We start from the raw sequence: 23,734 nt of genomic DNA, 5'->3' as shown, positions 1-23,734 counted from the left end.
ACGGGTTGGGACAGTGGGATGGGGCGTTTTAGCCGATGGCGTGGAGCGTCCGCTCACCCGGCCATCGCGATCCCCGCCTCGCCCACCAGCTTTGCAAAGCCGTGCTCGACCACGGTATTTCGCCCGCGGTGTTTGGCGGCGTAGAGGGCGGCATCCGCCGCCTCGATCAGCTCGCCGGGGGTTTGGGCGTCGTTCGGAAGCGTCGCGGCGACGCCGACGCTGACGGTGACGGTGCGGTGGCTGGAGGTGATGTGCGGCAGGCCGAGGCCTTGAACGGTGGCGCGCACGGTTTCGCCAATCTCGAGTGCTTTCTGCGTGCTGGTGTTCGGCAGCAGCAGGCAGAATTCCTCGCCGCCATAGCGGCCGGCAAAGCCCAGATTGTCGGCGGCGATGCCGGCCAGCGCTTCGCCGATCCGGGTGAGGCAGGCGTCGCCTTCCGGGTGGCCATAGGTGTCGTTGTAGAGCTTGAAGTGATCGACATCGATCATCAGCAGCGACAGCTCGCTATGATACTGCTGCGCCTTCATCCATTCGAAATCGAGCCGGCTCTGGAAACCGCGCCTGTTGGCGAGGCCGGAGAGCATGTCGATCGAGGCCATCACGGTGAGCCGGTCGTTGGTGGCAACGAGCTCGCGTTCGCGCTGGCTGAGTTGCGCCGCCATCGCGTTGAAGGCGCGGGCCAGCGGCATGAATTCCGACGGCAGGCGGCTGTGCGAGACGCGGGCCGACCAGTCGCCTTCGCCGAATCGCCTGGCCATGCCGGTCATGACTTCGATCGGGTTGATGATGAGCTTTTCCGCGCCGATCAGCGCGCCGAGCAACACGAACAGGCAGACTAGTCCGAGCTGCAGGTAGGCGGTGCGGATATCGCGGTTGATCGCCGCCGTGATTTTGGCCTCGTCGATGCTGACGATCAGGCGGGACTGCGTGCCGGGAATGCGCGCGAAACTGATCGCGCGTTGCGACCCGTCGGCTGCGGTGAAGGAAAGCGAGCCCATCGGGGTGTCGGAAACAAGCGCCTTGTGAGCGATGGCCGTCAGCAGCGGCACGTTGTTGAGCGGCTTGCCAATCATGCTGGCCTCATCCGCCGGCGCGGCCAGCACGACGCCGGCGCCGTCGACCAGCAGCGCTGAAATCCCCGGCCGTCCGCCGAGCTTGGCCATGATCTTCGACATCCAGTCGAGATTGATGCCGGCGACCACCACGGCGTCTTCTTCTTGATTGATTGCGGCTACTGGATAGGCCGCCATCAGGATCGGTCTATTGCTTACCCTGGCGAACAAATAGTCGCTGAAAACGAAGTCGCGGGTCTGTTGTGCTTTTCGGAAATACTCACGGTCGCCGATGTTGAGGCCGACCAGCATGTTCAGCGTCGAGCACTGCACCACGCCGTCCTTGCTGACGATCATGATGCTGCGGATCCAGGGCAGGTTGGTCGGCAGGCTGGCGCGCAAGATTTCGCAACTGCGCCCGATGCCGCTGGAGGCGCGGATATAGGCAGCCGATTTCAGCATGGCCTCGACCGAGGAGACGACCTCGCGCTGGGTCTCCGCAGTGTGCAGCGTAGTGTTGGCGTATTCCTCCGAAGCCATCGCGATCTGCTTGGCGCGCGCGTCTTCGAGCGAACGGACCCGTTCCAGCATCAAGGGCGCCACCAGCATCACGGCGAGCAGCGCAAGCCGTGCCCGGATTCCCAGAAGCTTCTTGAGTTTGACCCGTTTGCGGTTGAAAGTAACGCCAGACATCATGCCCCCCACACGGCACGGTAGTGTGAAGGGCTCAAAAAGGCTTTCTCGAACTTGGTAAAATTCGAGGAAATGCCGTAAAACATCCGACCGAAATCGGGACATCACGCGAGAGAGATGGCGACACCGCTAACCAAGTCTTTACCAAATGGCCTGGCTCAGGTGGAGCAAGAGATCGCGCGCGCCTGCAAGGAGGCGCGCCGCGAGCGCGCATCGGTGACGCTGATCGCGGTGTCGAAGACGTTCGACGCCACGGCCATTTCACCTGTCCTCGAGGCCGGACAGCGGGTGTTCGGCGAAAACCGCGTGCAGGAGGCCAAAGCGAAATGGCCTGCCCTGGTCTCGGCCTATCCCGGAACGGCGTTGCACCTGATCGGGCCACTTCAATCCAACAAGGCGAAGGAGGCCGTCGCGCTGTTCGATGCCATCCACTCGGTCGACCGACCCAGCATCTGCGAAGCGCTCGCCAAGGAAATCAATTCGCAGAACAAACGTCCGGAATTGTTCGTTCAGATCAACACCGGCGAGGAACCGCAGAAGGCTGGCATCGCGCCCGGCGAGGCAGATGCCTTTATCGCGAGCTGCCGCGACAAATACGGCCTGGTCATTTCCGGTTTGATGTGTATCCCGCCGGTCAACGAGGCGCCGGCGCCGCATTTCGCGTTGACAGCCAAGATCGCCGCGCGCAACGGGCTGAAAAATCTGTCGATGGGCATGAGCGCCGATTTTGCAGTCGCGATCCAGATGGGTGCGACGCATGTGCGCATCGGCTCGGCGATTTTTGGCGCGCGATAAAGTCTGTGCCGTCGTCCCTCGCGAACGCAGGGACCCATACGCCGCGGGCTTATCGGTAAGGTGATGGGGTAGCTACTTTCCGTGCCAACTAGCGACGGTGGTTATGGGTCCCTGCGTTCGCAGGGACGACATCGATTGTGAGCAACGCTTATCCGAACCTCACCGACACGTTGCCGAGCGAACCGAAATCAGCTGCGCAAAAATCGCCTGACTGAATCGGCAGCGGTGCATGACAGGTGCCGGTAGTGACGACGCGGCCGGCCTTCAGCATCACGCCAAGCTGGCGCAGTTCATTGGCGAGCCAGGTCAGCGCAATGCGCGGATCGCCCAACACGTTCTTGCCGTGGCCAACGAATTGGTGGCCGCGCATCGTGATAATCGGCCGTTCCTCGACGAGGTCCATTGAACGCCAGTCGGCGGTTGCCGCCGGCCCCAATACGAACAGATGCGCACAGGCATTGTCGGCGATGAGTTGGGCTTCGCCGGCGGTAACGAAATTCTCAAACCGCGAATCCGGAATTTCGATGGCCGGATGCAGCGTGTCGACCGCATCGAGAACCTGCTGCGTCGTATAGGGCGTGGAGCGCGCCGGCAGATCGACACGCATGCGAAAGGCGAATTCGGGTTCGGCGACGCGCATTTCGTTGCCTGCCATCGAAGCCGTTCCGCCGTCGTGGATGACGGTTTCGGCCAGAATGCGCCCAGCCATCGGGCCGTCGACGTTGATGTGCTTTTGTCCGGCCTCGCTGGTGGCCGCGATCTTCCAGCCGAACAAGCTATCGGACGAGTATTTTTCGATTCCCGCCTGGATCGCGTAGGCCTCAATGCGATCGCGCGGCCGCAGCGATTCGTCGAGGCCGGAAAATTTGGTGCCGGCGCGCCAGTGGTCGTGCAGGATCTTTGACGCGGCCGTTATTGCGTTCCTGTCGAGCATTGTTTTCGCTTCCCCATCAGCCGATGATGATTTTAGTCTGCGGTCCCATCCGCCGCAGCAGCCGCAGCATGGCGGATTTCGTCATCGAGACGCATCCCGCCGTGGGCGAGAAATTGGTCCGCGCCAGATGCAGGAACACGGCGCTGCCACGGCCGGCAATTCGCGGCGCGCTGTTGTGATCGATTTCGATGATGAAGTCGTAGAGGTGATCCTCGCGCGTCAGCCGGTCACCGGCCTGATCCCGGACCAGACGGATTGGCTGGTTATAACGGCGGTCCTGCGGGTCCTCGCACCAGGCATCTTCGGGCCGGATCGGCCGGACCGGCAGATAGGTCCGCGGCCTGGGATGGCGGTCGGCGCGCCACCACAATTGCAGCGCATGATAGGTGCCTCGCGGCGTGCCGCCGTCGCCCTCCCGCTTGTTGACGAGGATGCCGCCGCGGCCAAGTGCCACCGGCACGGTCCAACCGTCCGCCGTCAGCCAGCCCCGGCAGGGGTCGCCGGCAGCCCTGCGGACCCGGATTGCCGTCAACGGCCGATCACGCGCATATGTCTGATAAGTGATTGAAATGGCGTTACTTTCCATGCCAATACCCGAACCCTGGGGTTGCTTGCCCTACCTCAATTGCTCTATTTGGCGGCATTACAGGACATTCATCCAAACGCGCCTCAAATTTGGGATAGACTGCGGTTCGGCTTGTGAAACTGTAACAATCTCCTACCTCAATGCGAATCAGTGCCTGATAACCCGGCTTGCTTGTGAAGTTTGCCTGCGAATCAGGTTGTTATCGACCAAGACCCGGCTTTGAGACGCTCTCGCTTGTGTCCGCCGCCTGCCTCAAGAGGATCGTATCCTATGCCCAATGCCCGCAAGATCCTGATCGTGGATGACGACACCGATCTGCGCGATACGTTGGTGGAGCAATTGTCGCTGCATGAGGAATTCGAAGCCTCCGCAGTCGATACCGGCGCCAAGGGCGCCAGCGCCGCCAAAGCCAATTCCCCCGATCTGGTGCTGATGGATGTCGGCCTGCCGGATACGGATGGAAGGGAGGTCGTGCGCAGCCTTCGCAAGGGCGGCTTCAAGGCGCCAATTATCATGCTGACTGGCCACGACACCGACTCCGACACTATTTTGGGGCTCGAATCGGGTGCCAACGACTACGTCGCCAAGCCGTTCAGGTTTGCCGTCCTGCTCGCCCGAATCAGGGCGCAGCTCCGCCAGCACGAGGCCAGCGAGGACGCGGTATTCTCCGTCGGTCCTTACAGCTTCCGGCCCGGCTCCAAGATGCTGACCGCCGCCAATGCCAGAAAGGTGCGACTGACCGAGAAGGAAACCGCGATCCTGCGCTTCCTTTATCGCGCCGGCCAACTGCCGGTGTCGCGCGAGACGCTGCTGCAGGAAGTCTGGGGCTACAATTCGGGCGTTACCACGCACACGCTGGAAACCCACATCTACCGCCTCAGGCAGAAGATCGAGAAAGATGCGGCCAACCCGGAAATCCTGGTGACGGAAGCCGGTGGTTACAAACTGGTGCCGTGATACGATTCGCAGCCACGATTCGTAATTTTCGCGCATCCCGGTCAACGGTTCATGTCGATCGACGATGATGTAGCCCTGCTTGAGCGGGTCCCGACATTACGCCTGTTGGGAACGGCGGCGCTGCGCATGCTGGCGATCGGCTCGGAGCAGCGCGATTTCTCTCCCGGCGATTATCTGTTCAATGCGGGCGATGAAGCGGATGCGGGCTACATCGTTCAGCGCGGTTCGTTCCGCGTCGAGGACGGCGGCGCTGAAGTCGTTGCGGGCCCCGGGGCCCTGATCGGCGAATTGGCGCTGATCGTGGCCATGAAACGGCCGTCCAGCGCGGTCGCGCTTGTTCATTCCTCGGTTATCCGGGTGTCACGCAGCCTGTTTCAGCGCGTGCTCGAAAGTGACCCCGCTGCGGCGCGCCGCCTGCGCGATGAACTCGCCACCCGGACCAGCCAGCTCGCCAGCGATATTCTGATGGCGGGCGCGAAACTCAGTATTTGAGCCCCGTCGTTCCGGACAAGCGAGCCAACGGGGCCGGCCTTTTCGGCCGGCCCTATGACAGGCTCCGCGAGCGCGACCCGGGATCCATACGCCGCGGCTACTCTTTTGGGTAATTTGGTAGATGGCTTTCGTAACAACAGGCCTGTGGTTATTGGCCCTGCGTTCGCAGGGGCGACGAAGAACCTACACCTCCAGCGTCACCGTGACAGGCACGTGGTCCGATGGACGCTCCCAGCCGCGCGCATCGCGGGTAATCCTGAAATCGCTGACGGCGTCCTTCAGCGCGCGCGAGACCCAGATGTGGTCGAGCCGACGGCCACGGTCGCCCACCGTCCAGTCGGCGGCGCGGTAGCTCCACCACGTATAGACCTTTTCCGAAAGCGGGATCCGTTCGCGCGCGACGTCGAACCATTCGCCATGGGCCTGCGCGGCCAGGAGCTTTTCGCACTCGATCGGCGTGTGCGAGACGACCTTCAGAAGCTGCTTGTGCGACCACACGTCGTTTTCATGTGGTGCAACGTTGAGGTCGCCGACCAGGATATGCCGGTCGTCACCACGCGGATGCAGCGGTTCGCAGGCTTTCATCTCGTCGAGAAATTTCAGCTTGTGATCAAACTTCGGATTGAGCGCGGGATCGGGAATGTCGCCGCCGGCCGGAACGTAGAAATTGTGCAGCACCAGTGGCTTTGCAAGCTGGGCCTTCTCGCCGAAAGCTACCGAAATATGCCGCGAATCGATCTTTTCGCAGAAGGTTCTGATATCGGTGGTATCGAAGGGCAGTTTCGAGACGATAGCGACGCCGTGATAGCCCTTCTGCCCGTTCAGCGCGACATGCTCATAGCCGAGACGCTTGAACCGCTTCAGCGGAAAAGCATCGTCGATACATTTGGTTTCCTGCAGGCACAATACATCCGGTCGCGCCGATTTGAGGAATTTGGCGACGATATCGATGCGCAGGCGCACCGAGTTGATATTCCACGTTGTCAGGGAAAAACGCATGGGAGCCGCGTCTTACCACGGTTCATGATGACGTCGCGCGCTTTGTCCACAGGCGGAATTTCGTAGTGTGGGACAAAGGTGCTCTGCGCCGTGCCCACCATGCACCCCAATCTCGACGAAAATGGTGGGCACGCGGAGCTGTCATCACTCCGCGAGCGCCCTGCGCTCGTCGCTGGGCGCGCATTCGCGCGACCGGTGGCTTTGCCCACCCTGAGGCTCCGCAGAAGGAAGGAGAACGAACGCCGTCGCTCAGTTCGCCGGAGTGAAGTAGTTGGTGAAGTCGATTTTGAACAGGCCGGGGTCGACCTTCTTGGACGAGTCCAGATTGTAGACCGCAACCGTGGTGTCGTAACCCTGCGGGTCGGTCACCGTCCATTGCTTGAGCTGGCCGTCCTTGACGCCAACCATCAGCATCAATCGGCTGGTGCCGATCAGGGCCTGCTTCTCCTCGATGGTGACGCTGATGTAGACGTCATCGGCCGTGACGCTGACGACATTGGTGTCCTTCAACAGATCGATCCTGTCCGACAGCAGGAAACGCAGCGGCGTTTGCGACAGCGGATAGATGTCCTGGGTGGCGAGCTTGCGATCGCGCACGGCCAGCGATGAACCATCGGCGATAATCGCGATCGGACTCGGGTCGTCATATTCGAAACGTACCTTGCCCGGCTTCTGAATGTAGAAATCGCCCTTGGTCCTGCTGCCGTCTGGGCCGACTTGCACGAAATTTCCCACCAACGTCTGTAGCGACGATAGATATGAACTCACCCGCGCAGCCTGCGCCTTCTGGCTGGCATCAAAGGTTGCAAAAACATTGGCCGGGACATTGCGGCGCGGGTCCGGAAGCACCGGATTCGGCGGCGCCTGGGTGGCGCCGGTGGTCATCGGCGCTTTTTCCTGTGCGCTCATCTGCATGCTGCCGTCGCGGGCCTTGGGCGCGGGCTTCGGAACCGGCACGGTCTGCGAGAGAGCCGATGTCGCGAAGCCGGCGATGAATGTGGCGATCAAAAGGGCCAGTCCGGAGCGCAGCCCGCGATGGGTGGGTTGTTGTGTCATCAGATATTTCGGATCTCTATTCGACGAGGCATCCCGCTGCCGGCCAGTTTATCGCGCTTCGACCAAAGGAGATATCGTTTTTCCGTGAAATCGTTGCGCCGAATCCACGTTCGGCGCTTTAGAATCCGCCCTCTTCCTCCTCGACCAGAATTTCGCGCTTGCCGGCGTGATTCGCCTGCCCAACGATGCCTTCCTGTTCCATTCGTTCCATCAGCGAAGCGGCGCGGTTGTAGCCGATTTGCAGCCGGCGCTGAATATAGGACGTCGAGGCCTTGCGGTCGCGCTTGACGATCGCAACCGCCTGCGAGAACAGGTCACCGCCACCATCGCCGCCCATGCCGGTGGAATCGAATACCGCGCCGTCTTCTTCGCTCGGTTCCTCCGCAGTGACCGCTTCCAGATATTCCGGTGCGCCTTGCGTCTTGAGGTGACGCACCACCTTCTCGACTTCTTCGTCTGAAGCGAATGGTCCATGCACGCGGCTGATGCGACCGCCGCCGGCCATATAGAGCATGTCGCCCTGGCCGAGCAGTTGCTCGGCGCCCATCTCGCCGAGAATGGTGCGGCTATCGATTTTCGACGTGACCTGGAATGCGATGCGGGTCGGGAAGTTAGCCTTGATGGTACCGGTGATGACGTCGACCGACGGACGCTGCGTCGCGAGAATGACGTGCAGGCCGGCGGCGCGCGCCATCTGCGCCAGGCGCTGCACCGCGCCTTCGATGTCCTTGCCGGCCACCATCATCAGGTCGGCCATTTCGTCGACGATGATGACGATATAGGGCAGCGGCTCGAGCTCGAGCTTTTCTTCCTCGTAGATCGCCTTCCCGGTTTCCTTGTCGAAGCCGGTGTGCACCGTGCGCGTCAGCTCCTCGCCCTTGGCCTTGGCTTCGACGAGGCGCTGGTTATAGCCGTCGATGTTGCGCACACCGAGCTTGGCCATTTTTTTTGTAGCGCTCCTCCATCTCGCGCACAGCCCATTTCAGCGCCACCACCGCCTTCTTCGGGTCGGTCACGACCGGCGTCAGCAAATGCGGGATGCCATCATAGACGGAGAGCTCGAGCATCTTGGGATCGACCATGATCAGGCGGCACTGATCCGGCCTCAGGCGATAGACCAGGCTGAGGATCATGGTGTTGATGGCGACTGATTTGCCGGAGCCGGTGGTGCCCGCGATCAGCATATGCGGCGTGCGAGCAAGATCGATGATGATGGATTCGCCGCCGATGTTTTTTCCGAGGCAGAGCGGCAACTTCACCGTCGACTCGTTGCTGTCCTTTGTGGTCAGCAATTCACGCAGGTAAACTTTTTCACGATGCGCATTCGGTAGCTCGATGCCGATGGCATTGCGGCCGGCAACCACGGCGACGCGCGCCGAAAGCGCACTCATCGAGCGGGCGATGTCGTCGGCAAGGCCGATGACACGCGAGGATTTGATGCCGGGCGCCGGTTCGAGTTCGTACAGCGTCACGACCGGGCCGGGATTGGCTTTGACGATCTCGCCGCGGACGCCGAAATCGCCGAGCACGCCTTCCAGCGCGCGCGAATTGGCCTCCAGTTCGGCCTTGCTGAGCGGTTGCCGGTCCGACGCCTTCGGCGCCGTCAGCATCGAGACTGAAGGGAGTTCGAACTTGTCGGACTTGCGCGCCGCCGCGCGCGGTGCAGGCTTCTTACGCGGAGCGCGTGCGGCCGGGACTTCCTCGTCCTCCTCTTCCTCTTCTTCCTCGTCCTCGAATTCCTCTTGCTGCGGGGCCAATGCCGGCGCGGAGCGACCGCCGAGGCTCGGTTCCTGACGTTCGAATGAGGACTTGCGAGGCGGCGGCGAACTCGACACCAGCGATCGGTAGGCCACGCCCATCAGCCATCCGAGCCGAGCCTTTGCGCTCATCAGGGCATGGTACACCCATCCGAGCGATACCGAACTGCGATCCTCTTCTTCAACGAAGGGCGCGTCATCGTCCTCGATCGGCGTCAGCTCTTCCTCTTTCGGGCGCGAGCCCCAGCCGCTGGCAAACAGAAAGGCCGCAGCCATCGCCGCAAACAGGATGATGCCGAGCACGAGACGATAGGTGAAGCCGGCTGGGCCAAACACGACGGCGGGGGCACGCACCAGCGCGTCGCCGACGACGCCGCCAAGCCCGGTCGGCAGTGCCCACGCGCCGCCATGCGGCCAGCAGCTTGCAAAGCCTGCCGCGATCACCGTGGATAGAATCCAGCACCCAAGGCGTAGCGCTTCGCGGTCGAAGGCGCGATGGGTCAGCATGCGCCAACCCCACACCGCGACGGGGAGGATCAGCATGATCGCGCCGAGGCCGAGAATCTGCATCAACAGATCGGCGCCGATTGCGCCGGGGTAGCCGAGAACGTTGCGGATCGGGCGCGACGTCGCGTGGCTCAAGCTTGGGTCCTGCACCGACCACGTCATCAGCGCCGCCGCCGCCACGCCGGACAGCGCGATCAGGCTGAGGCCGGCAAGCTCGCGCAGCCGCCGCGCCAGGGCCTCGCGGATCGAGACCGGCAGATGACCGACCAGGGGAATGACACGTTCGATCGCTGGCATGCTCATTGGGGCCCTGCGATTAATCCAGAATTTCGACCAGCCGGTGCAATGCCTCGGCCGTTGATTCACTGTCTGAGACCAGCGCGAGACGGATGTAGCCCGCGCCGGGATTGAAGCCGTCGGGCTGCAGCCGCGACAGATAGCTGCCGGGGATCACGCGGACGCCAGCATCCCGATAAAGCTTCACCGCCGCCGCCTCGTCGCCGCCGCGCTGGGATACGTCGAGCCAGACGCAGAAGCCGCCGGCAGGCCGCACATAGCCGTAGCGGCTGCCCAGGATCTGATCGGCAAGATCGAACTTGATGCGATAAAGCCTGCGGTTTTCTTCGACATGCGTCTCGTCGCTATAGGCGGCGACCGCGACGTGTTGCAGCGGCACCGGCACCTGCGGTGCCGCGACGTTGCGCAACTCGTGAAAGGCAGCGAGGAACTTTCCATCCCCGGCGGCAAAGCCGACGCGCATGCCCGGCAGATTGGAACGCTTCGACAGCGACTGGAATGCAACGACGTTGGTGAAATCAGGCCCGGCGCATTCCAGGGCGCTGCCCGGCGCCTGCCTGGTGTAGATTTCCGAATAGCACTCGTCGCTCAGGATCATGAAGCCGTAGCGGTCGGCGAGGGTCTTCAGCCGCGTGAAGTAGTCGCGCGAGGCGACGGCGCCTTGCGGATTGGCGGGCGAGGCAATGAACATCGCGACGGTTCGGGCCAGTGTCGCCTCGTCGAGCGTATCGAGATCCGGTAGGAATCCGTTGGCGAGTGTGGTCGGCAGGTAGATCAGTTCGCAACCAGCGGCCCGGGCGCCTGCGCCATAGGCCGGATAGAACGGGTTAGGCATCAGGATCGCGGGCCTGCCCTTGCGCGGGCCAACATAGCGGGCGGCGGTGATCGCCGCAAAAAACAGCCCTTCGCGGCTGCCGTTCAGCACCAGGATTTCGCTCTCGGGGTCGATCGGGCGGGGGAGCTGGAACCGGGTCGAAAGCCAGCTGGCGGCGGCGCGTCGGAACGGCTCGATGCCCTTAGCTAACGGATAGCGGCCGAACTCGGCAATGTGTTTCGCCAGCACCGGCCCGACGAAGCCAGGCACCGGGTGCTGCGGCTCGCCCAATGACAGCGTGATCAATGGCTTGGCCGGCTGGTAGGGCGCCAGCAGCTCGGTCGTGCGCAAGAACGGCGAGCGTTCGGCCTGACCGGCAGGGGTTGCACTGCCGGCGCCCTGCGCCACGCCGGAAGAGGCGATCATTGCCATGTCTGAAACGCCAGCACTTTCAAAAGCGATCAAAGGACTTAAGCGAGCCCCGGAAACCGATCAAACCACCATAGATACGGCGAGGTTAAGACGCGATTAACCATCGGCTGGTCTGGACAAGTTGCGGGGTATTACCATGTTTTGAGCGGGTATTACTTCCGGGAGTTCCGCTATGGCGACGACAGTTACGAGTAAGGGCCAAGTGACAATTCCCAAGCCCGTTCGTGAACATCTGGGGATCGTTCCGGGAAGCAAGGTCGAGTTCCGATGCGCTGCGGATGGTACCATCGTGATCGAAAAAGCCGATACAAGCGAGCCCAGTCGTTTTGCCAAACTGGTTGGTATCGTCGGCCCGGGTCTTTCCACGGATGAGATTATGGCGATCACGCGCGGGGACTAGCGTGTGACGCTGGTCGATTCCAACGTCCTTCTGGATGTCTTTATCCAGACTCCGGGCCGGTGGGAGTGGTCGCTTGCTCGTCTGGAGGACGCCGCCCGCCAAGGGCCGCTGCTGATCAATGACGTGATTTTTGCTGAAACGTCCATACGTTTTCCGGTGATCGAAGATTTCGAAGCGGCCTTGTCGCAGGCGGGCATCACCGTCGCGCCGATACCGAGAATGGCGCTGTTTCTCGCAGGTAAGGCTTCTGTTCAGTATCGCAACGCGGGCGGCGCCCGCAGCAGCGTGCTTCCGGATTTTTTATTGGCGCCCATGCGGCGGTCGAACAGCTTCCGCTTTTGACACGCGATACGCGCCGCTATCGAACTTACTTTCCGACAGTGACGTTGATCGCACCGAACGGCGAGACAGGCGTGTAGCCGGAGGCCTACCGCGGCGCAGCCGCTCAAAGCTCAAGGCGCGCACAAAAAGAAAGGGGCTCCAGCTTGCGCTGGAGCCCCTCAACGGTCAGGGCATTGCCGGGTATGTGCCCGAACCGGAGTTGTGGATGCGACCCCTTCCAAGAGATCGCACCCCGGGAGAACTTACATGTTGTATGCGCGCTCGGTGTGCTCGGTGACGTCGAGGCCTTCACGCTCGGTCTCGACGTTGACGCGCAGCCCGACGATCACATCGACGACCTTGAACAGGATCGCCGAGCCGATGCCGGACCACACCAGCGTGGTGCAGACCCCCCAGAGCTGCGAGGTCATCTGCGCGACGAAGTCGTAGTCTGCGATCTTGCCCGCGACGTAATCCATGACGCCGGTGCCACCGAGGGCCGGATTCACCAGGATACCGGTGCCGAGCGCGCCGACGATGCCGCCGACGCAGTGGACGCCGAACACGTCGAGCGAGTCGTCATAGCCGAGCGAGTTCTTCACCACGGTGCAGAAGAACAGGCAGACGACGCCGACCACGAGACCGAGCACGATCGCTCCCATCGGACCGGCGAAGCCGGCCGCGGGCGTGACGGCGACGAGGCCCGCGACCGCGCCCGACAGCGCGCCGAGCACCGAGGGGTGGCCCTTGACGATCCATTCCGCGAACATCCAGGCCATCGCCGCCGCTGCGGTCGCAACGAAGGAGTTGGTCATGGCGAGCGCGGCGCCGCCGGAGGCTTCGAGGTTCGATCCGGCGTTGAAGCCGAACCAGCCGACCCAGAGCAGCGAAGCACCGATCATGGTCATGGTGAGGGAGTGCGGAGCCATCAGCTCCTTGCCGTAACCGACGCGCTTGCCAATCAGCAGCGCACCGACCAGACCGGCGATGCCGGCGTTGATGTGCACCACGGTGCCGCCCGCAAAGTCGATAGCGCCTTTCTTGAAGATCCAGCCGGCGTCGGCGTTGATCTCGTCGAGCTTGGCCTGGGCCGCGGTCTTCGCTGCACCGTCAGCCGCCGCGGCAAGCGCCTTGGCAGCGTCCGTGATCAAGTCCGGACCCGGCCAATACCAAACCATGTGCGCGATCGGGAGGTAGATCAGCGTGACCCAGAGCGGGACGAACAAGGCGATCGCCGAGAACTTCATGCGTTCGGCGAAGGCGCCGACGATGAGGGCGGGGGTGATCGCCGCGAAGGTCATCTGGAAGCAGATATAGATGAGCTCCGAGATGTTGGCATCGACGCTGAAAGTCGCGGCCTTCGAATCGGTCGTCACGCCCATCAGGAAGGCCTTGGAGAAGCCGCCGATGAAGTCGGAACCGCCGGTGAAAGCGAGGCTGTAGCCGTAGAGCGCCCAAAGCAGGGTGACGATGCAGACGGTATAGAAAACCTGCATCAGCACTGAGAGCATGTTCTTGGAGCGGACGAGACCGCCATAGAACAGCGCCAGACCCGGAATCGTCATCAACAGCACCAGCACTGTCGACGTCAGCATCCAGGCGTTGTCTCCCTTGTTGACCGTCGGCTCGGCGTAGGCAGCGGTCGCGGCGAACAGGCCGACTGCGAGGGCCGCCAGTCCCGCGCTATAGGGACGTTTAAACGTCATTTGATTTTACTCCTGAGTGGTAAGGTTTGTGCGCGAAATCAGAGGGCCGCGGCATCTGCCTCGCCGGTGCGGATGCGTACCGCATGGTCGAGGTTGATGACGAAGATCTTGCCGTCGCCGATCTGTCCGGTCTTGGCAGCCGATGTGATGGCGTCGATGGTCTTGTCGACCTGATCCGAGGCGACCGCGACCTCGATCTTGATCTTGGGCAAGAAGCTCACGGCGTATTCGGCGCCACGATAGATTTCCGTATGGCCCTTCTGGCGGCCATAGCCTTTGACTTCCGTCACCGTGAGGCCGTGAACGCCTATGGCGGTCAGGGCGTCCCGGACTTCTTCGAGTTTGAATGGCTTGATGATCGCCATAACAATTTTCATGGGTCTTGGTCCCCGCTTGGGCCCGGGTCAGCGGACCGGGCGTTCTCGACTGAGGTTCACCACGCGGAGATGTTCACTACGCGGGCACAGCCGAGACCCTTAGAATCAAATGCCGTGCCAGATCGGGATCGTTCCCTAACAGACTATGAATCCGGACCTTTTCGCCCTCTAGGAGAACTGCATCTTCCTGCGCCATTCCGCCGCGCCCAAAGCGTAGTCAGACGTGCCCAAAACGTGGGCAGGGCCTGACGGCCAGCGCAATCGTGCTCAGCAGCAGAGCAAACGGTAACCCGGTGGGTGGCCTATTGCAGGGCTTCGCCGTGTTGCGAGATGTCGAGGCCTTCCAGCTCCTGCTGGAAAGATACCCGCAGCGGCGCGAACACGCCCACCAGCTTGAGCAGGATAAAGGTAATGCCGCCAGACCAGACGAGCGTGACCGCGACGCCATAGAGCTGGGTCAGTACCTGCTGTGCATTGCCCTCGATCAGGCCGGCAGTGCCCCCGATCGCGTTCACCGCGAAGACGCCGGCAAGCAATGTGCCGGTCAATCCCCCGATGCCGTGAACGCCGAACACGTCGAGCGAGTCGTCATATTTGAAGCGCTGCTTGAGCCAGGTGCAGGCCCAGAAGCAGAGCGTTCCCGCGACGACGCCGATCACGACGCCATGCCGGGGCGCAACGAATCCGGAGGCTGGCGTGATTGTGCCGAGGCCCGCAACCGCGCCCGAGATCATGCCGAGTACCGACGGTTTGCGTCGTGTTGCCCATTCGATCGCGGCCCAGGTCAGCGCGCCGGCGCAGGCGGCCAGATGCGTCGCGGTGATCGCCATGACCGCGCGCGAGTTCGCGGCCAGCGCCGATCCGCCGTTGAAGCCGAACCAGCCGACCCACAGCAATCCGGTGCCGATCACGGCGAGCGAGAGGTCGAACGGCGCGAGGTTCTCGCTGCCATAGCCGTGACGCCGGCCCATCACCATCGCAGCCACCAGTCCGCCGACGCCGGCGGAAAGATGCACGACGAGACCGCCGGCGAAATCCAGCACGCCCATGGTGGCAAGAAAACCGCCGCCCCACACCCAGTGCGCGAGCGGCACATAGACGAACATGAACCAGCCGACGGAGAACAGGAGATAGGCCGAGAACCGCATCCGGTCGGCCACCGCGCCCGCCACCAGCGCCACCGTGATGATCGCAAACGTCATCTGGTACAGCATGAAAAGCGCTTCCGGAATCGTCTTCGCCGCCGGATTGACGCTCTCCATCGTCATGCCGGTCAGAAACCAGCGATCGAGCGTGCCGATCCAGGCGCCATCGCCGACAAAAGCCAGCGAATAGCCGAAGGCCACCCAGAGAATCGAGATGATCGCGACGGCGGCGAGGCTTTGCGCCATGGTCGCCAGCACGTTCTTCTTGCGCACCATGCCGGAATAGAACAGCGCCAGGCCCGGTATCGTCATCATCAACACCAGCGCGGTGGCGACGATCATCCACGCGGTGTCGGCGGCACTGATGGTCGACGTCTCGGCTTGCGCCGGCGTGATGAGTGCGAAGCTCGCCGCAAGAGCAATGAGCGCAGCATTGCCTGCTGCGCGGTACGATGGTGCCCCCATAAAATTCCCCCGGCCGGTTGTCGTTTCGTTGCCGCTTCTTGGCTTCGCGCGTTCAGCGTCGTTGCCGCCGCGCCTTGAATTCCGTGATGTCTCAGAGCGCGTCGCTATCGGTCTCGCCGGTGCGGATTCTCAGTGCATGGTCGATCGGCGTGACGAAGATCTTGCCGTCACCGATCTGCCCGGTACGCGCGTTCGCGGTAATGACCTCGACCGCCTTGTCCGCAACGTCGGAGGCGACCGCAATTTCGATTCGGAGCTTGGGCAGAAAGTTCACGACATATTCGGCGCCCCGATAGATTTCGGTGTGGCCCTTCTGGCGGCCGTAACCCTTGACCTCCGTCACCGTCATGCCGTGGACGCCGATGGCGGTCAGCGCCTGGCGTACCTCGTCAAGCTTGAAGGGTTTGATGATCGCGACGACGAGCTTCATGGTCAGGCCTTCATTTCTCTGGGGTATTTTTGAGCATGCGACAGGCTGGGTGCCCCGACGGCGGACCGCCGAGGCAAATCTGGCATCTTTCTGGGCAAATGGCACAAAAAAGTTGCAGGTAGAAGGGGAAAACATTTCGAGCTGGTGACATCGATCACTGTACAGGCACCTGTAACGTCCGCCAAAATGCGGTTTCACCCCCAGCCGCCCGCCGGCTACCTCCATTTTCCACGGCTCAAGGAAATAAAATGTCGAACCGATCGTGGTTTTATGCAGCCAACGGACAGCAACAGGGCCCTTATCCGGAGGCCCAGCTTCGCGACCTTATCACCCGCGGCATGGTCGGGGCGGATACGCTGGTCTGGACCGAGGGAATGTCGGGCTGGCAGCGGGCAGGAGAAATTCCGGGGATGATACCCGGCGGATCTGGCCCGCCCGCCTTCGCGCAACCTGGTGGCCCGCCTACAGCTGCAGGTGGAGGGTACGGCGGCGGTGCGCTATCGATCGATGTCGGGCTGTGGGAGCTCCTCGGACGCAGCCTTGTGTTCGTCATCGGCATGGTGCTGGTGATTCCGGCGCCTTGGGTTGCGACCTGGTTCTATCGCTGGATCTTTTCCCGGCTCTACGTGCCGGGCCGACCGAACCTTGCTTTCACCGGCCAGCCCCTCGACATCTGGTACGTCTTCATCGCCATCGGCATTTTGACTTATGTGGGCTCGGCCGACCTCTATTACCTGCAATACCTCTCGATCCCGCTTCAGGCCGTGCTGGCCTGGATGGTCATTCGCTGGATCGCTTCCAACCTGAGCTCCAACGACCAGCCGCTTCCGATCGCCTTCAACGGCAGCGCGTTGGGCTATGTCGGCTGGCATGTGCTGTTGTACGTGTCCTTCATTACCATCGTCGGCTGGGCCTGGGTGGTCACGGCCTGGATGCGCTGGATCTGCCGCAACATCGACGGCACGCAGCGCGAGGTCATCTTCACCGCGTCCGGACTGGAAGTGCTGTGGCGAACCTTCGTGTTCGTGATCGCCTGCATCTTCATCATTCCGATCCCGTGGATGTTGGCCTGGTACGCACGCTGGTACGCGTCGCAATTCGCGCTGGCCGAGCGCGGAACGCTGGCGAAAGCGTAAGAGGTCGCGCTCTTACTTGCGCTGGCGGACCGAGCCTTCCTGGGCGACCGACGCCACCAGTGTGCCGTCAGGCTTGAAGATCAGGCCGCGGGTCAATCCGCGGCCGTCCTGCGCGCTCGGCGAATCCTGCGCGTAGAGCAGCCATTCGTCGGCGCGGAACGGTCGGTGAAACCACATCGCGTGATCGAGGCTCGCCGGCATCATGCGCTTGTCAAACAGCGTGCGGCCGTAGCGCGCCATCACGGCGTCAAGCAGCGAGAAATCCGACGCATAGGCCAGCGCGCACATGTGCAGCGCCGGATTGTCGGGCAGCTTGGCTGCTGTGCGGATCCAGACATGGATGCGCCCGTCGTCGATCTTCTGGCCGAAATAGCGGCCGAGCTCGACCGGGCGCAGTTCGATCGGCCGGTCGGATTCGTAGTAGCGGCGGATGAATTCCGGCATCTCGCGGAACATCGGCTGTTTTGCCACTTCCTCGGCGGTGAGTTTCTCCGGCGGCGGCACGTCCGGCATCTTGTCCTGATGGTCGAAGGCGCCTTCCTCCTCGGCATGAAAAGAAACCATGATGGAGAAGATCGCATTGCCGTGCTGGATCGCGGTGACGCGCCTGGTCGAATAGCTCTTGCCGTCTCGCAGCCGTTCGACCTCGTAGATGATCGGAATCTGCGGATCGCCGGGCAGGATGAAATAGCAATGGATCGAATGTGGCAGGCGGCCTTCGACAGTGCGGCATGCCGCGACCATGGCCTGCCCGATCACCTGTCCGCCGAACACCCGCTGCCAGCTCGTCTTCGGACTGTTGCCGCGGAACAGGTTCACCTCGAGCGGCTCGAGATCGAGGATGGAAATCAGGTCAATCAGGCCTTTGGACATGGTAGTGCTTTCAATTCGTGGAGGCGCCGTCATTCCGGGGCGCCTCGAAGAGGCGAACCCGGAATCTCGTGCCAAACCTCTGGATTCCGGGTTCGCGCTAAGTGCGCCCCGGAGTGACATCTGGTTAAGGACCTTGTTTCTCGGCTCTGTTTCGCCCAGCTATTATCAGGTAGCAAGTCTGGTCTGAGGGCGTAACCGGGTACGGATGGCATGGCGACACAGCGAAGTATTGTCATCTGCGGCGGCGCCTTTGCCGGGCTGGCGCTGGCGCTGGCGCTCCGCCAGGGCCTTGGCGCGGAGATTCCCGTTGTCGTCGCCGATCCCGCGCTCGGGCTGCGGCCGAGCCGCGACCCACGCGCGACCGCTATTGTGGCCGCCTGCCGGCGGCTTTTTGAGACGCTCGGCGTCTGGAATCAGGTGTCGGATTCGCAAGCCATCCTCGACATGGTCGTTACCGACTCCAGGTTGGATGACGCGACACGCCCGGTATTCCTGACGTTTGCGGGAGATGTCGAACCCGGCGAGCCGTTTGCCCACATGGTCGAGAATCGCCGCCTGATCGACGCGCTGGTGGAGCGCGCCGAAGCCGATGGCATCGATCTCCGGGCTACCGCCGTTTCGACTTACGATTCACGTTCCGATGGCGTCACCGTGACGCTCGCCGACGGCGGTGTCATCGAGGCAAGCTTGCTGGTCGCCGCCGACGGCGCGCGCTCAAGACTGCGCGAGCGCGCCGGCATTGCCACCCATGGCTGGGACTACGATCAATCCGGCATCGTAGTCACCGTCGGCCATGAGCGGGATCATCACGGTCGTGCCGAAGAGCATTTTCTCCCGGCGGGTCCGTTCGCGATCCTGCCGCTGAATGGAAAGCGCTCGTCGCTGGTGTGGACCGAGAACCGGAACGAGGCCGCACGCATCACTGCGCTTGGCGAAGCCGAATTCCACGATGAGCTCGAGAAGCGCTTCGGGCTGCACCTCGGCGAGATCAAGGCGCTCGACAAGCCGCGCGCGTTTCCGCTCGGCTATTTCGTTGCGCGTTCATTCATCGCCGAGCGGCTGGCGCTGGTCGGCGACGCCGCGCATGTGATTCATCCAATCGCGGGACAGGGGCTCAATATGGGCCTGAAGGACGTCGCGGCGTTGGCCGAAGTCGTGGTCGATGCGGCCCGGCTCGGCATCGATCCTGGGCAGGCCGATGTGCTCGACCGCTACCAGCGCTGGCGGCGGTTCGACACCATGGCCATGGGCGTTGCGACCAACTCGCTGAATTTTCTGTTCTCGAACGAATCGACGCTGCTGCGCACCGTGCGGGATATCGGGCTCGGCCTCGTCGATCGCGCGCCGCCGCTGAAGAACTTGTTCATCCGCCAGGCAGCGGGATTGTCGGGCGAGGTGCCGCGATTGTTGAAGGGCGAGGCGCTGTAGCTGCTAGCTGTCGTCATTGCGAGGAGCGAAGCGACGAAGCAATCCATGCAGCAACAAGCGGAGAGATGGATTGCTTCGCTTCGCTCGCAATGACGTGGAGAGGGCAGCGCTCACCCTCACTCGATCTTCCGCGCCTCTTCCGGCAGCATGATCGGGATGCCGTCGCGGATCGGATAGGCGAGCTTGGCGGAACGCGAAATCAATTCCTGCCGGCTCGAATCGAATTCGAGCGGGCCCTTGGTCACCGGACAGACCAGGATCTCCAGCAATTTTCGATCGACGGTGCCGTCGAGGCGTTCGGGCGGGGCTGTCATTTACTCTCTCCAGATAGGCGTAGCCCTTAGCATACCAAATCGCGAGGTGTCATGGCGCTGACATCCGTACCAATTCGTCGACCACGGCCTCTTGTCGTGCCTTCGGCAATGGCTGATCTGACAGCGCAAAGCCGAGAAAGGCCCAATACAGGATTTGCGCCCTCGCGCGGGCCACATCCGTCGACAATCCGGATTGCGCCAAAAGACCTTCGACATAGCCGAGCCGGCGCCGGTCGATCGCCTGCACGGCGGCGCGGGCGGCAGGATCGACGCTCGCCCAGGTGCGGACCGCCCGTTCCAGCATCAGCCGTTCGCCGAACACGCGGCGCAGCAGCAGCGCGAGCGGGTTCTCGTCCTTCGAGGCCGCCTCGACATTGGCGATGATCTGCTCGGCCGCGACCTCATGCCAGCGTGCGAGGATTGCGGCATGGAACGCGCCGATATCGGCGAAATGCCAATAGAAGCTGCCGCGCGACACTCCCATCGCCTTGGCCAAAGGCTCCGCCTTCAGTGCGGTGAAGCCACGGGTCGCCAACGTCTTCAGGCCCTGATCGAGCCAGTCCTTTGCCGCTAGTTGATTGCTCATCTGGGTTCCGCGATCTTGCCACCATACACCACTGTATTGACAGGCGCCAGAATGCAGCGCATACCATACAGCAGTGTATGGAGACGTTATCGATGCGCGATCTGATTTTGCAATGCGCCGGCGTCGCCGGCATAGCGGTGGCCCTGATCCATGGCGTGCTCGGGGAAACCAAGGTGTTCGCCAAGGCGACCATTCAGCCCGAAAGCCTGCGCACCCTCATCCGCCTGGTATGGCAGGCGGGTACGGTGGCCTGGATCGGCGGCGGAGTGCTGCTGATTGCCGCGCCCTCGTTTGGATCGGAGAGCGCGCGGCACTGGATCGTCGCAACGATCGTCGCGGTCTACGCCTTTGCCGCCGCCGCCAATGCGTGGTGGTCGCGCGGACGCGGCTTCGGCTGGAAAGCCCTTGGCGCCGTCGTGGTACTGGCAATTGCGGGATATTAGCCCACGCTCCTGGCAACTAGTGCTACGTCGCTCGACCTGTTGCGCAATCATTACGGTATCAAGGTAACAAGCTTCCGGTGGTTTTACGGGGATTCGGCTGTCATTGCGCCGATTGCATTTACGGCCCAATAAGCATGGAACCCGGTATTGCACGAAATTAACGGGACAATGCCAATTACGCGCTTTCATCGGCAGCATTGACGATGGGGCCCGTAATATGTTCCGCGTTTTTAATTGCCTTATTGCCGAGCACGATTGGCGGCTTGTTCTGCTCGCTGGTTTGGTTTGCCTCGTTTCCAGCACCGTTGCCGTCAACATCTTTCATCGCGCAATTGCTTCACAGGCCCGAACGCGGCTGATCTGGATCGCAATTGCCGGCGCTGCGATCGGATACGGAATCTGGGCGACGCATTTCGTCGCAATGCTCGCTTACGAGCCTGGCGTATCAACCGACTACGGCCTCGTCCTGACGGCGCTGTCGCTTGCCGCAGCGATGATACTGACATCCAGTGGCTTTGGACTTGCTGTCAGGAATTCCGGACGGTGGCGCGCGGCAGCCGGCGGTGCCGTCATAGGCGCAGGCATTGCGAGCATGCACTATCTCGGCATGTGGGCGCTCGAAGTGCCGGGCCACGTAACCTGGTCGCTCGACCTCGTGTTTGTCTCGATCGGCCTCGGCATATTCTTCAGTTCTGCCGCGCTGGCGATTGCGCTTGGCTATAAGGAAAAATGGGGCACGCTGGCAGCGGCGCTCATGCTGACGCTTGCAATTGTCTCGCATCATTTCACCGCCATGGGCGCGGTGCAGATCGTTCCCGACCCGACGCAGACATCCCACACGCTGTCGCTCTCTCCCGGCTTCCTTGCCTTGGCGATCGCCGGCGTGGCTTTATCGGTGCTCGGAATGAGCCTGATTGGCGTGTTGGCGGATCGCCGCCTCGCCAGCCGCACCAGCAAATTCGAGGAAATAATCAGCCAGCTTTCGGTCGCCCGGCAGCAGGTCGAACGCTCCCAGCGAGAACTGCAAGAACAGAAGCTCAGGCTGGACACAGCCATTAATCACATGGGTGAGGGCCTCTGCATGTTCGATTCAGAAAAGCGGCTCGTCGTCTGCAATGCCCGCTATGCCGAAATGTACAGGCTGCCGCCGGAACTGCTGAGACCGGGGACACCGCACCGCGAGATCATCCAGCATCGCATCGCCACCGGTATCCTCAAGCGCGAGGCTGCGCAGCAGTTAGTCTCGACCATCAACGCGCTGCCGGTGAACGCAACCGCAAGCCGCATCGACGAGTTTGCCGATGGCCGGCTGATCTGCGTGACTCGACAGCCAATGGCAGGCGGCGGGTGGGTGGCGACGCACCTCGACGTCACCGAGCAGCGGCGCTCCGAAGCCCGGATCATCCATATGGCCCAGCATGACGCGCTGACCGACCTGCCAAATCGCGTGCGGCTGAGAGTGCGCATGGAGCACGCGCTTGCAATCATCCGCGAGGGCGGATCCGGTCTTGCCGTCTTGATGCTCGATCTCGATCGCTTCAAGGAAGTCAACGACACGCTCGGTCATCCGACAGGTGACAAGCTGCTGCAAGCCGTCGCCGCGCGGCTGCTCGAATGCATCCGCGATACGGCGCTGATTGCACGGCTGGGCGGCGACGAGTTCGCCGTTATCGACTACGTGACCAATCCCGTCGTCGAAGCCGCGGCCCTCGCCGAGAAAATCAGCCACGCGCTCTGCGAACCTTTCGATCTCGGCGACCATCGGGTGACCATCGGCACCAGCATCGGCATTGCTATCGCGCCGCGCGACGGAACCAGCCCTGACGAGATCCTGAAGAGCGCAGATCTCGCGCTCTATTCCGCCAAGAGCGGCGGACGCGGCGCATTCCGCTTCTTCGAGCCCGAGCTGGACCAGCTCATGCGTGCCCGGCGCAACCTGGAGCGCGATATGCGTGATGCGCTTGCCAAGGGTGAATTCGAGCTCCACTACCAGCCGATTGTCAATGTTGCGAGCGGAGAAACCAGCGGCTTTGAGGCGCTGTTGCGCTGGTATCATCCTCAGCGCGGCCTGGTCATGCCTGCCGATTTTATCCCGCTTGCGGAAGAAACAGGCTTGATCGTGCCTCTCGGAGAATGGGTGCTGAGGGCCGCCTGTGCCGAGGCGGCCAAATGGCCCACCGATCTGCGGATCGCAGTAAACCTGTCACCCGCTCAATTCAGGAGCAAAGAGCTGGTTTCGATCATCGTGGCGGCGCTCGCGAATTCGGGAATTGCGCCACAAAGACTTGAGCTCGAGGTCACCGAGACGGTCACCATGCATGACAGCGAGGCCGTGTTCGCTGCGCTCGATCAGTTACACAAATTGGGTGTGCGAATCGCCCTGGACGATTTTGGGACCGGCTATTCATCGCTAAGCCTCGTTCAGAGGTTTCCATTCGACAAGATCAAGATCGATCGCAGCTTCGTCAACGCATTGTCGGATGCAAAGGAGGAATCGCGCCTGATTGCTCGCGCGGTGGTTCGATTTGCGGTCAATCTCGGCAGGACGACGACGGCCGAAGGAGTCGAAACCGAGGAACAGCTCGAAATCCTCCATGCAGAGGCATGCACTGAAATGCAGGGCTATTATCTTGGCCGACCAATGAGTGGCGCCAGCGTTCTGTCAATGGTGCGCCCCCAGGCTCAACCGGCGCGACGGCGCAAGGCTGCTCGGACCATGGCGCACTGAAGGGGCGTCAA

22 protein-coding genes and 2 pseudogenes are annotated in these 23,734 nt (G+C 62.2%); 9 read left to right on the top strand and 15 right to left on the bottom strand.

What is annotated here, in order from left to right; all coding sequences use genetic code 11:
- Positions 1-53: 53 nt before the first annotated feature.
- Positions 54-1,745, bottom strand: a complete 1,692-nt coding sequence (locus V1273_RS00645) for a diguanylate cyclase domain-containing protein (protein WP_334408396.1) — start codon at positions 1,743-1,745, stop codon at positions 54-56.
- 117 nt (positions 1,746-1,862) lie between these two features.
- Between V1273_RS00645 and V1273_RS00640 the strand changes: the two genes are divergently transcribed.
- Positions 1,863-2,540 carry a YggS family pyridoxal phosphate-dependent enzyme gene (locus tag V1273_RS00640; protein ID WP_334408395.1) on the top strand — a complete coding sequence of 226 codons (678 nt, stop codon included), beginning with the start codon at positions 1,863-1,865 and terminating at the stop codon, positions 2,538-2,540.
- 148 nt (positions 2,541-2,688) lie between these two features.
- Here the strand turns inward: V1273_RS00640 and V1273_RS00635 are convergent, their stop codons facing one another.
- Together V1273_RS00635 and V1273_RS00630 are read right to left on the bottom strand one after the other, a co-directional pair.
- Positions 2,689-3,474: a 2-keto-4-pentenoate hydratase gene (locus tag V1273_RS00635; RefSeq protein WP_334408394.1), complete on the bottom strand. Its 786-nt coding sequence runs from the start codon at positions 3,472-3,474 to the stop codon at positions 2,689-2,691.
- 16 nt (positions 3,475-3,490) lie between these two features.
- Entirely contained in the window at positions 3,491-4,060 is a 570-nt protein-coding gene (locus tag V1273_RS00630; RefSeq protein ID WP_334408393.1) for a L,D-transpeptidase family protein, read from the bottom strand.
- 270 nt (positions 4,061-4,330) lie between these two features.
- On the opposite strand from V1273_RS00630, the gene V1273_RS00625 reads away from it, so the two are divergent.
- Together V1273_RS00625 and V1273_RS00620 are read left to right on the top strand one after the other, a co-directional pair.
- Positions 4,331-5,017, top strand: a complete 687-nt coding sequence (locus tag V1273_RS00625) for a response regulator transcription factor (RefSeq protein ID WP_028348340.1) — start codon at positions 4,331-4,333, stop codon at positions 5,015-5,017.
- A 51-nt stretch (positions 5,018-5,068) separates the two neighbouring features.
- Entirely contained in the window at positions 5,069-5,509 is a 441-nt protein-coding gene (locus V1273_RS00620; RefSeq protein WP_334365765.1) for a cyclic nucleotide-binding domain-containing protein, read from the top strand.
- A gap of 183 nt (positions 5,510-5,692) precedes the next feature.
- On the opposite strand, the gene V1273_RS00615 is transcribed toward V1273_RS00620, so the two are convergent.
- The 4 genes and pseudogenes from V1273_RS00615 to V1273_RS00600 form a co-directional block, all read right to left on the bottom strand.
- Entirely contained in the window at positions 5,693-6,508 is an 816-nt protein-coding gene (locus V1273_RS00615) for an exodeoxyribonuclease III (RefSeq protein ID WP_028348342.1), read from the bottom strand.
- 249 nt (positions 6,509-6,757) lie between these two features.
- A complete protein-coding gene (locus V1273_RS00610) occupies positions 6,758-7,564 on the bottom strand; it encodes an outer membrane lipoprotein carrier protein LolA (RefSeq protein ID WP_334408392.1) in 807 nt (268 codons plus the stop codon).
- Between the two features lie 118 nt (positions 7,565-7,682).
- Positions 7,683-10,131 (bottom strand): annotated as a pseudogene (locus V1273_RS00605) (DNA translocase FtsK).
- Positions 10,132-10,144: 13 nt separating this feature from the next.
- Complete coding sequence (locus tag V1273_RS00600) at positions 10,145-11,371, bottom strand: aminotransferase class I/II-fold pyridoxal phosphate-dependent enzyme (protein ID WP_334379700.1); 1,227 nt, start codon at positions 11,369-11,371, stop codon at positions 10,145-10,147.
- 172 nt (positions 11,372-11,543) lie between these two features.
- Between V1273_RS00600 and V1273_RS00595 the strand changes: the two genes are divergently transcribed.
- Positions 11,544-11,771: an AbrB/MazE/SpoVT family DNA-binding domain-containing protein gene (locus V1273_RS00595; protein ID WP_028348346.1), complete on the top strand. Its 228-nt coding sequence runs from the start codon at positions 11,544-11,546 to the stop codon at positions 11,769-11,771.
- Between the two features lie 3 nt (positions 11,772-11,774).
- Positions 11,775-12,190 (top strand): annotated as a pseudogene (locus V1273_RS00590) (type II toxin-antitoxin system VapC family toxin).
- A 165-nt stretch (positions 12,191-12,355) separates the two neighbouring features.
- Here V1273_RS00590 and V1273_RS00585 read toward each other — a convergent pair.
- From V1273_RS00585 to V1273_RS00570, 4 genes are all read right to left on the bottom strand, one after another.
- Complete coding sequence (locus V1273_RS00585) at positions 12,356-13,798, bottom strand: ammonium transporter (RefSeq protein WP_334408391.1); 1,443 nt, start codon at positions 13,796-13,798, stop codon at positions 12,356-12,358.
- Positions 13,799-13,836: 38 nt separating this feature from the next.
- The gene (locus V1273_RS00580) at positions 13,837-14,175 is read right to left on the bottom strand and encodes a P-II family nitrogen regulator (protein WP_008142813.1); all 339 of its coding nucleotides are present in this window, start codon (positions 14,173-14,175) and stop codon (positions 13,837-13,839) included.
- Positions 14,176-14,477: 302 nt separating this feature from the next.
- Positions 14,478-15,785 carry an ammonium transporter gene (locus V1273_RS00575; RefSeq protein ID WP_334408390.1) on the bottom strand — a complete coding sequence of 436 codons (1,308 nt, stop codon included), beginning with the start codon at positions 15,783-15,785 and terminating at the stop codon, positions 14,478-14,480.
- A 91-nt stretch (positions 15,786-15,876) separates the two neighbouring features.
- The gene (locus V1273_RS00570; protein ID WP_028348351.1) at positions 15,877-16,215 is read right to left on the bottom strand and encodes a P-II family nitrogen regulator; all 339 of its coding nucleotides are present in this window, start codon (positions 16,213-16,215) and stop codon (positions 15,877-15,879) included.
- A 248-nt stretch (positions 16,216-16,463) separates the two neighbouring features.
- On the opposite strand from V1273_RS00570, the gene V1273_RS00565 reads away from it, so the two are divergent.
- Complete coding sequence (locus V1273_RS00565; RefSeq protein ID WP_334408389.1) at positions 16,464-17,351, top strand: DUF4339 domain-containing protein; 888 nt, start codon at positions 16,464-16,466, stop codon at positions 17,349-17,351.
- A gap of 12 nt (positions 17,352-17,363) precedes the next feature.
- Here the strand turns inward: V1273_RS00565 and tesB are convergent, their stop codons facing one another.
- Complete coding sequence (tesB, locus tag V1273_RS00560) at positions 17,364-18,224, bottom strand: acyl-CoA thioesterase II (RefSeq protein ID WP_334408387.1); 861 nt, start codon at positions 18,222-18,224, stop codon at positions 17,364-17,366.
- 210 nt (positions 18,225-18,434) lie between these two features.
- Between tesB and V1273_RS00555 the strand changes: the two genes are divergently transcribed.
- Complete coding sequence (locus V1273_RS00555) at positions 18,435-19,652, top strand: ubiquinone biosynthesis hydroxylase (RefSeq protein WP_334365756.1); 1,218 nt, start codon at positions 18,435-18,437, stop codon at positions 19,650-19,652.
- Between the two features lie 116 nt (positions 19,653-19,768).
- On the opposite strand, the gene V1273_RS00550 is transcribed toward V1273_RS00555, so the two are convergent.
- Together V1273_RS00550 and V1273_RS00545 are read right to left on the bottom strand one after the other, a co-directional pair.
- Entirely contained in the window at positions 19,769-19,966 is a 198-nt protein-coding gene (locus tag V1273_RS00550; protein WP_334365755.1) for a Trm112 family protein, read from the bottom strand.
- Between the two features lie 49 nt (positions 19,967-20,015).
- Complete coding sequence (locus V1273_RS00545; protein ID WP_334408386.1) at positions 20,016-20,552, bottom strand: TetR/AcrR family transcriptional regulator; 537 nt, start codon at positions 20,550-20,552, stop codon at positions 20,016-20,018.
- A gap of 92 nt (positions 20,553-20,644) precedes the next feature.
- Here V1273_RS00545 and V1273_RS00540 point away from each other — a divergent pair, with 92 nt between their 5' ends.
- The gene (locus tag V1273_RS00540) at positions 20,645-20,995 is read left to right on the top strand and encodes a hypothetical protein (protein WP_334408385.1); all 351 of its coding nucleotides are present in this window, start codon (positions 20,645-20,647) and stop codon (positions 20,993-20,995) included.
- 175 nt (positions 20,996-21,170) lie between these two features.
- On the opposite strand, the gene V1273_RS00535 is transcribed toward V1273_RS00540, so the two are convergent.
- Positions 21,171-21,320, bottom strand: coding sequence for a hypothetical protein (locus V1273_RS00535; RefSeq protein WP_334369290.1), 150 nt, complete (start codon positions 21,318-21,320; stop codon positions 21,171-21,173).
- On the opposite strand from V1273_RS00535, the gene V1273_RS00525 reads away from it, so the two are divergent.
- Positions 21,276-23,723, top strand: coding sequence for an EAL domain-containing protein (locus V1273_RS00525; protein ID WP_442894130.1), 2,448 nt, complete (start codon positions 21,276-21,278; stop codon positions 23,721-23,723). The two genes, V1273_RS00535 and V1273_RS00525, sit on opposite strands and share 45 nt — an antisense overlap.
- Positions 23,724-23,734: the final 11 nt, after the last annotated feature.

Source organism: Bradyrhizobium sp. AZCC 1721 (genome assembly GCF_036924715.1).
GTDB lineage: Bacteria > Pseudomonadota > Alphaproteobacteria > Rhizobiales > Xanthobacteraceae > Bradyrhizobium.
This window is presented reverse-complemented; position numbering and strand designations above follow the sequence as displayed.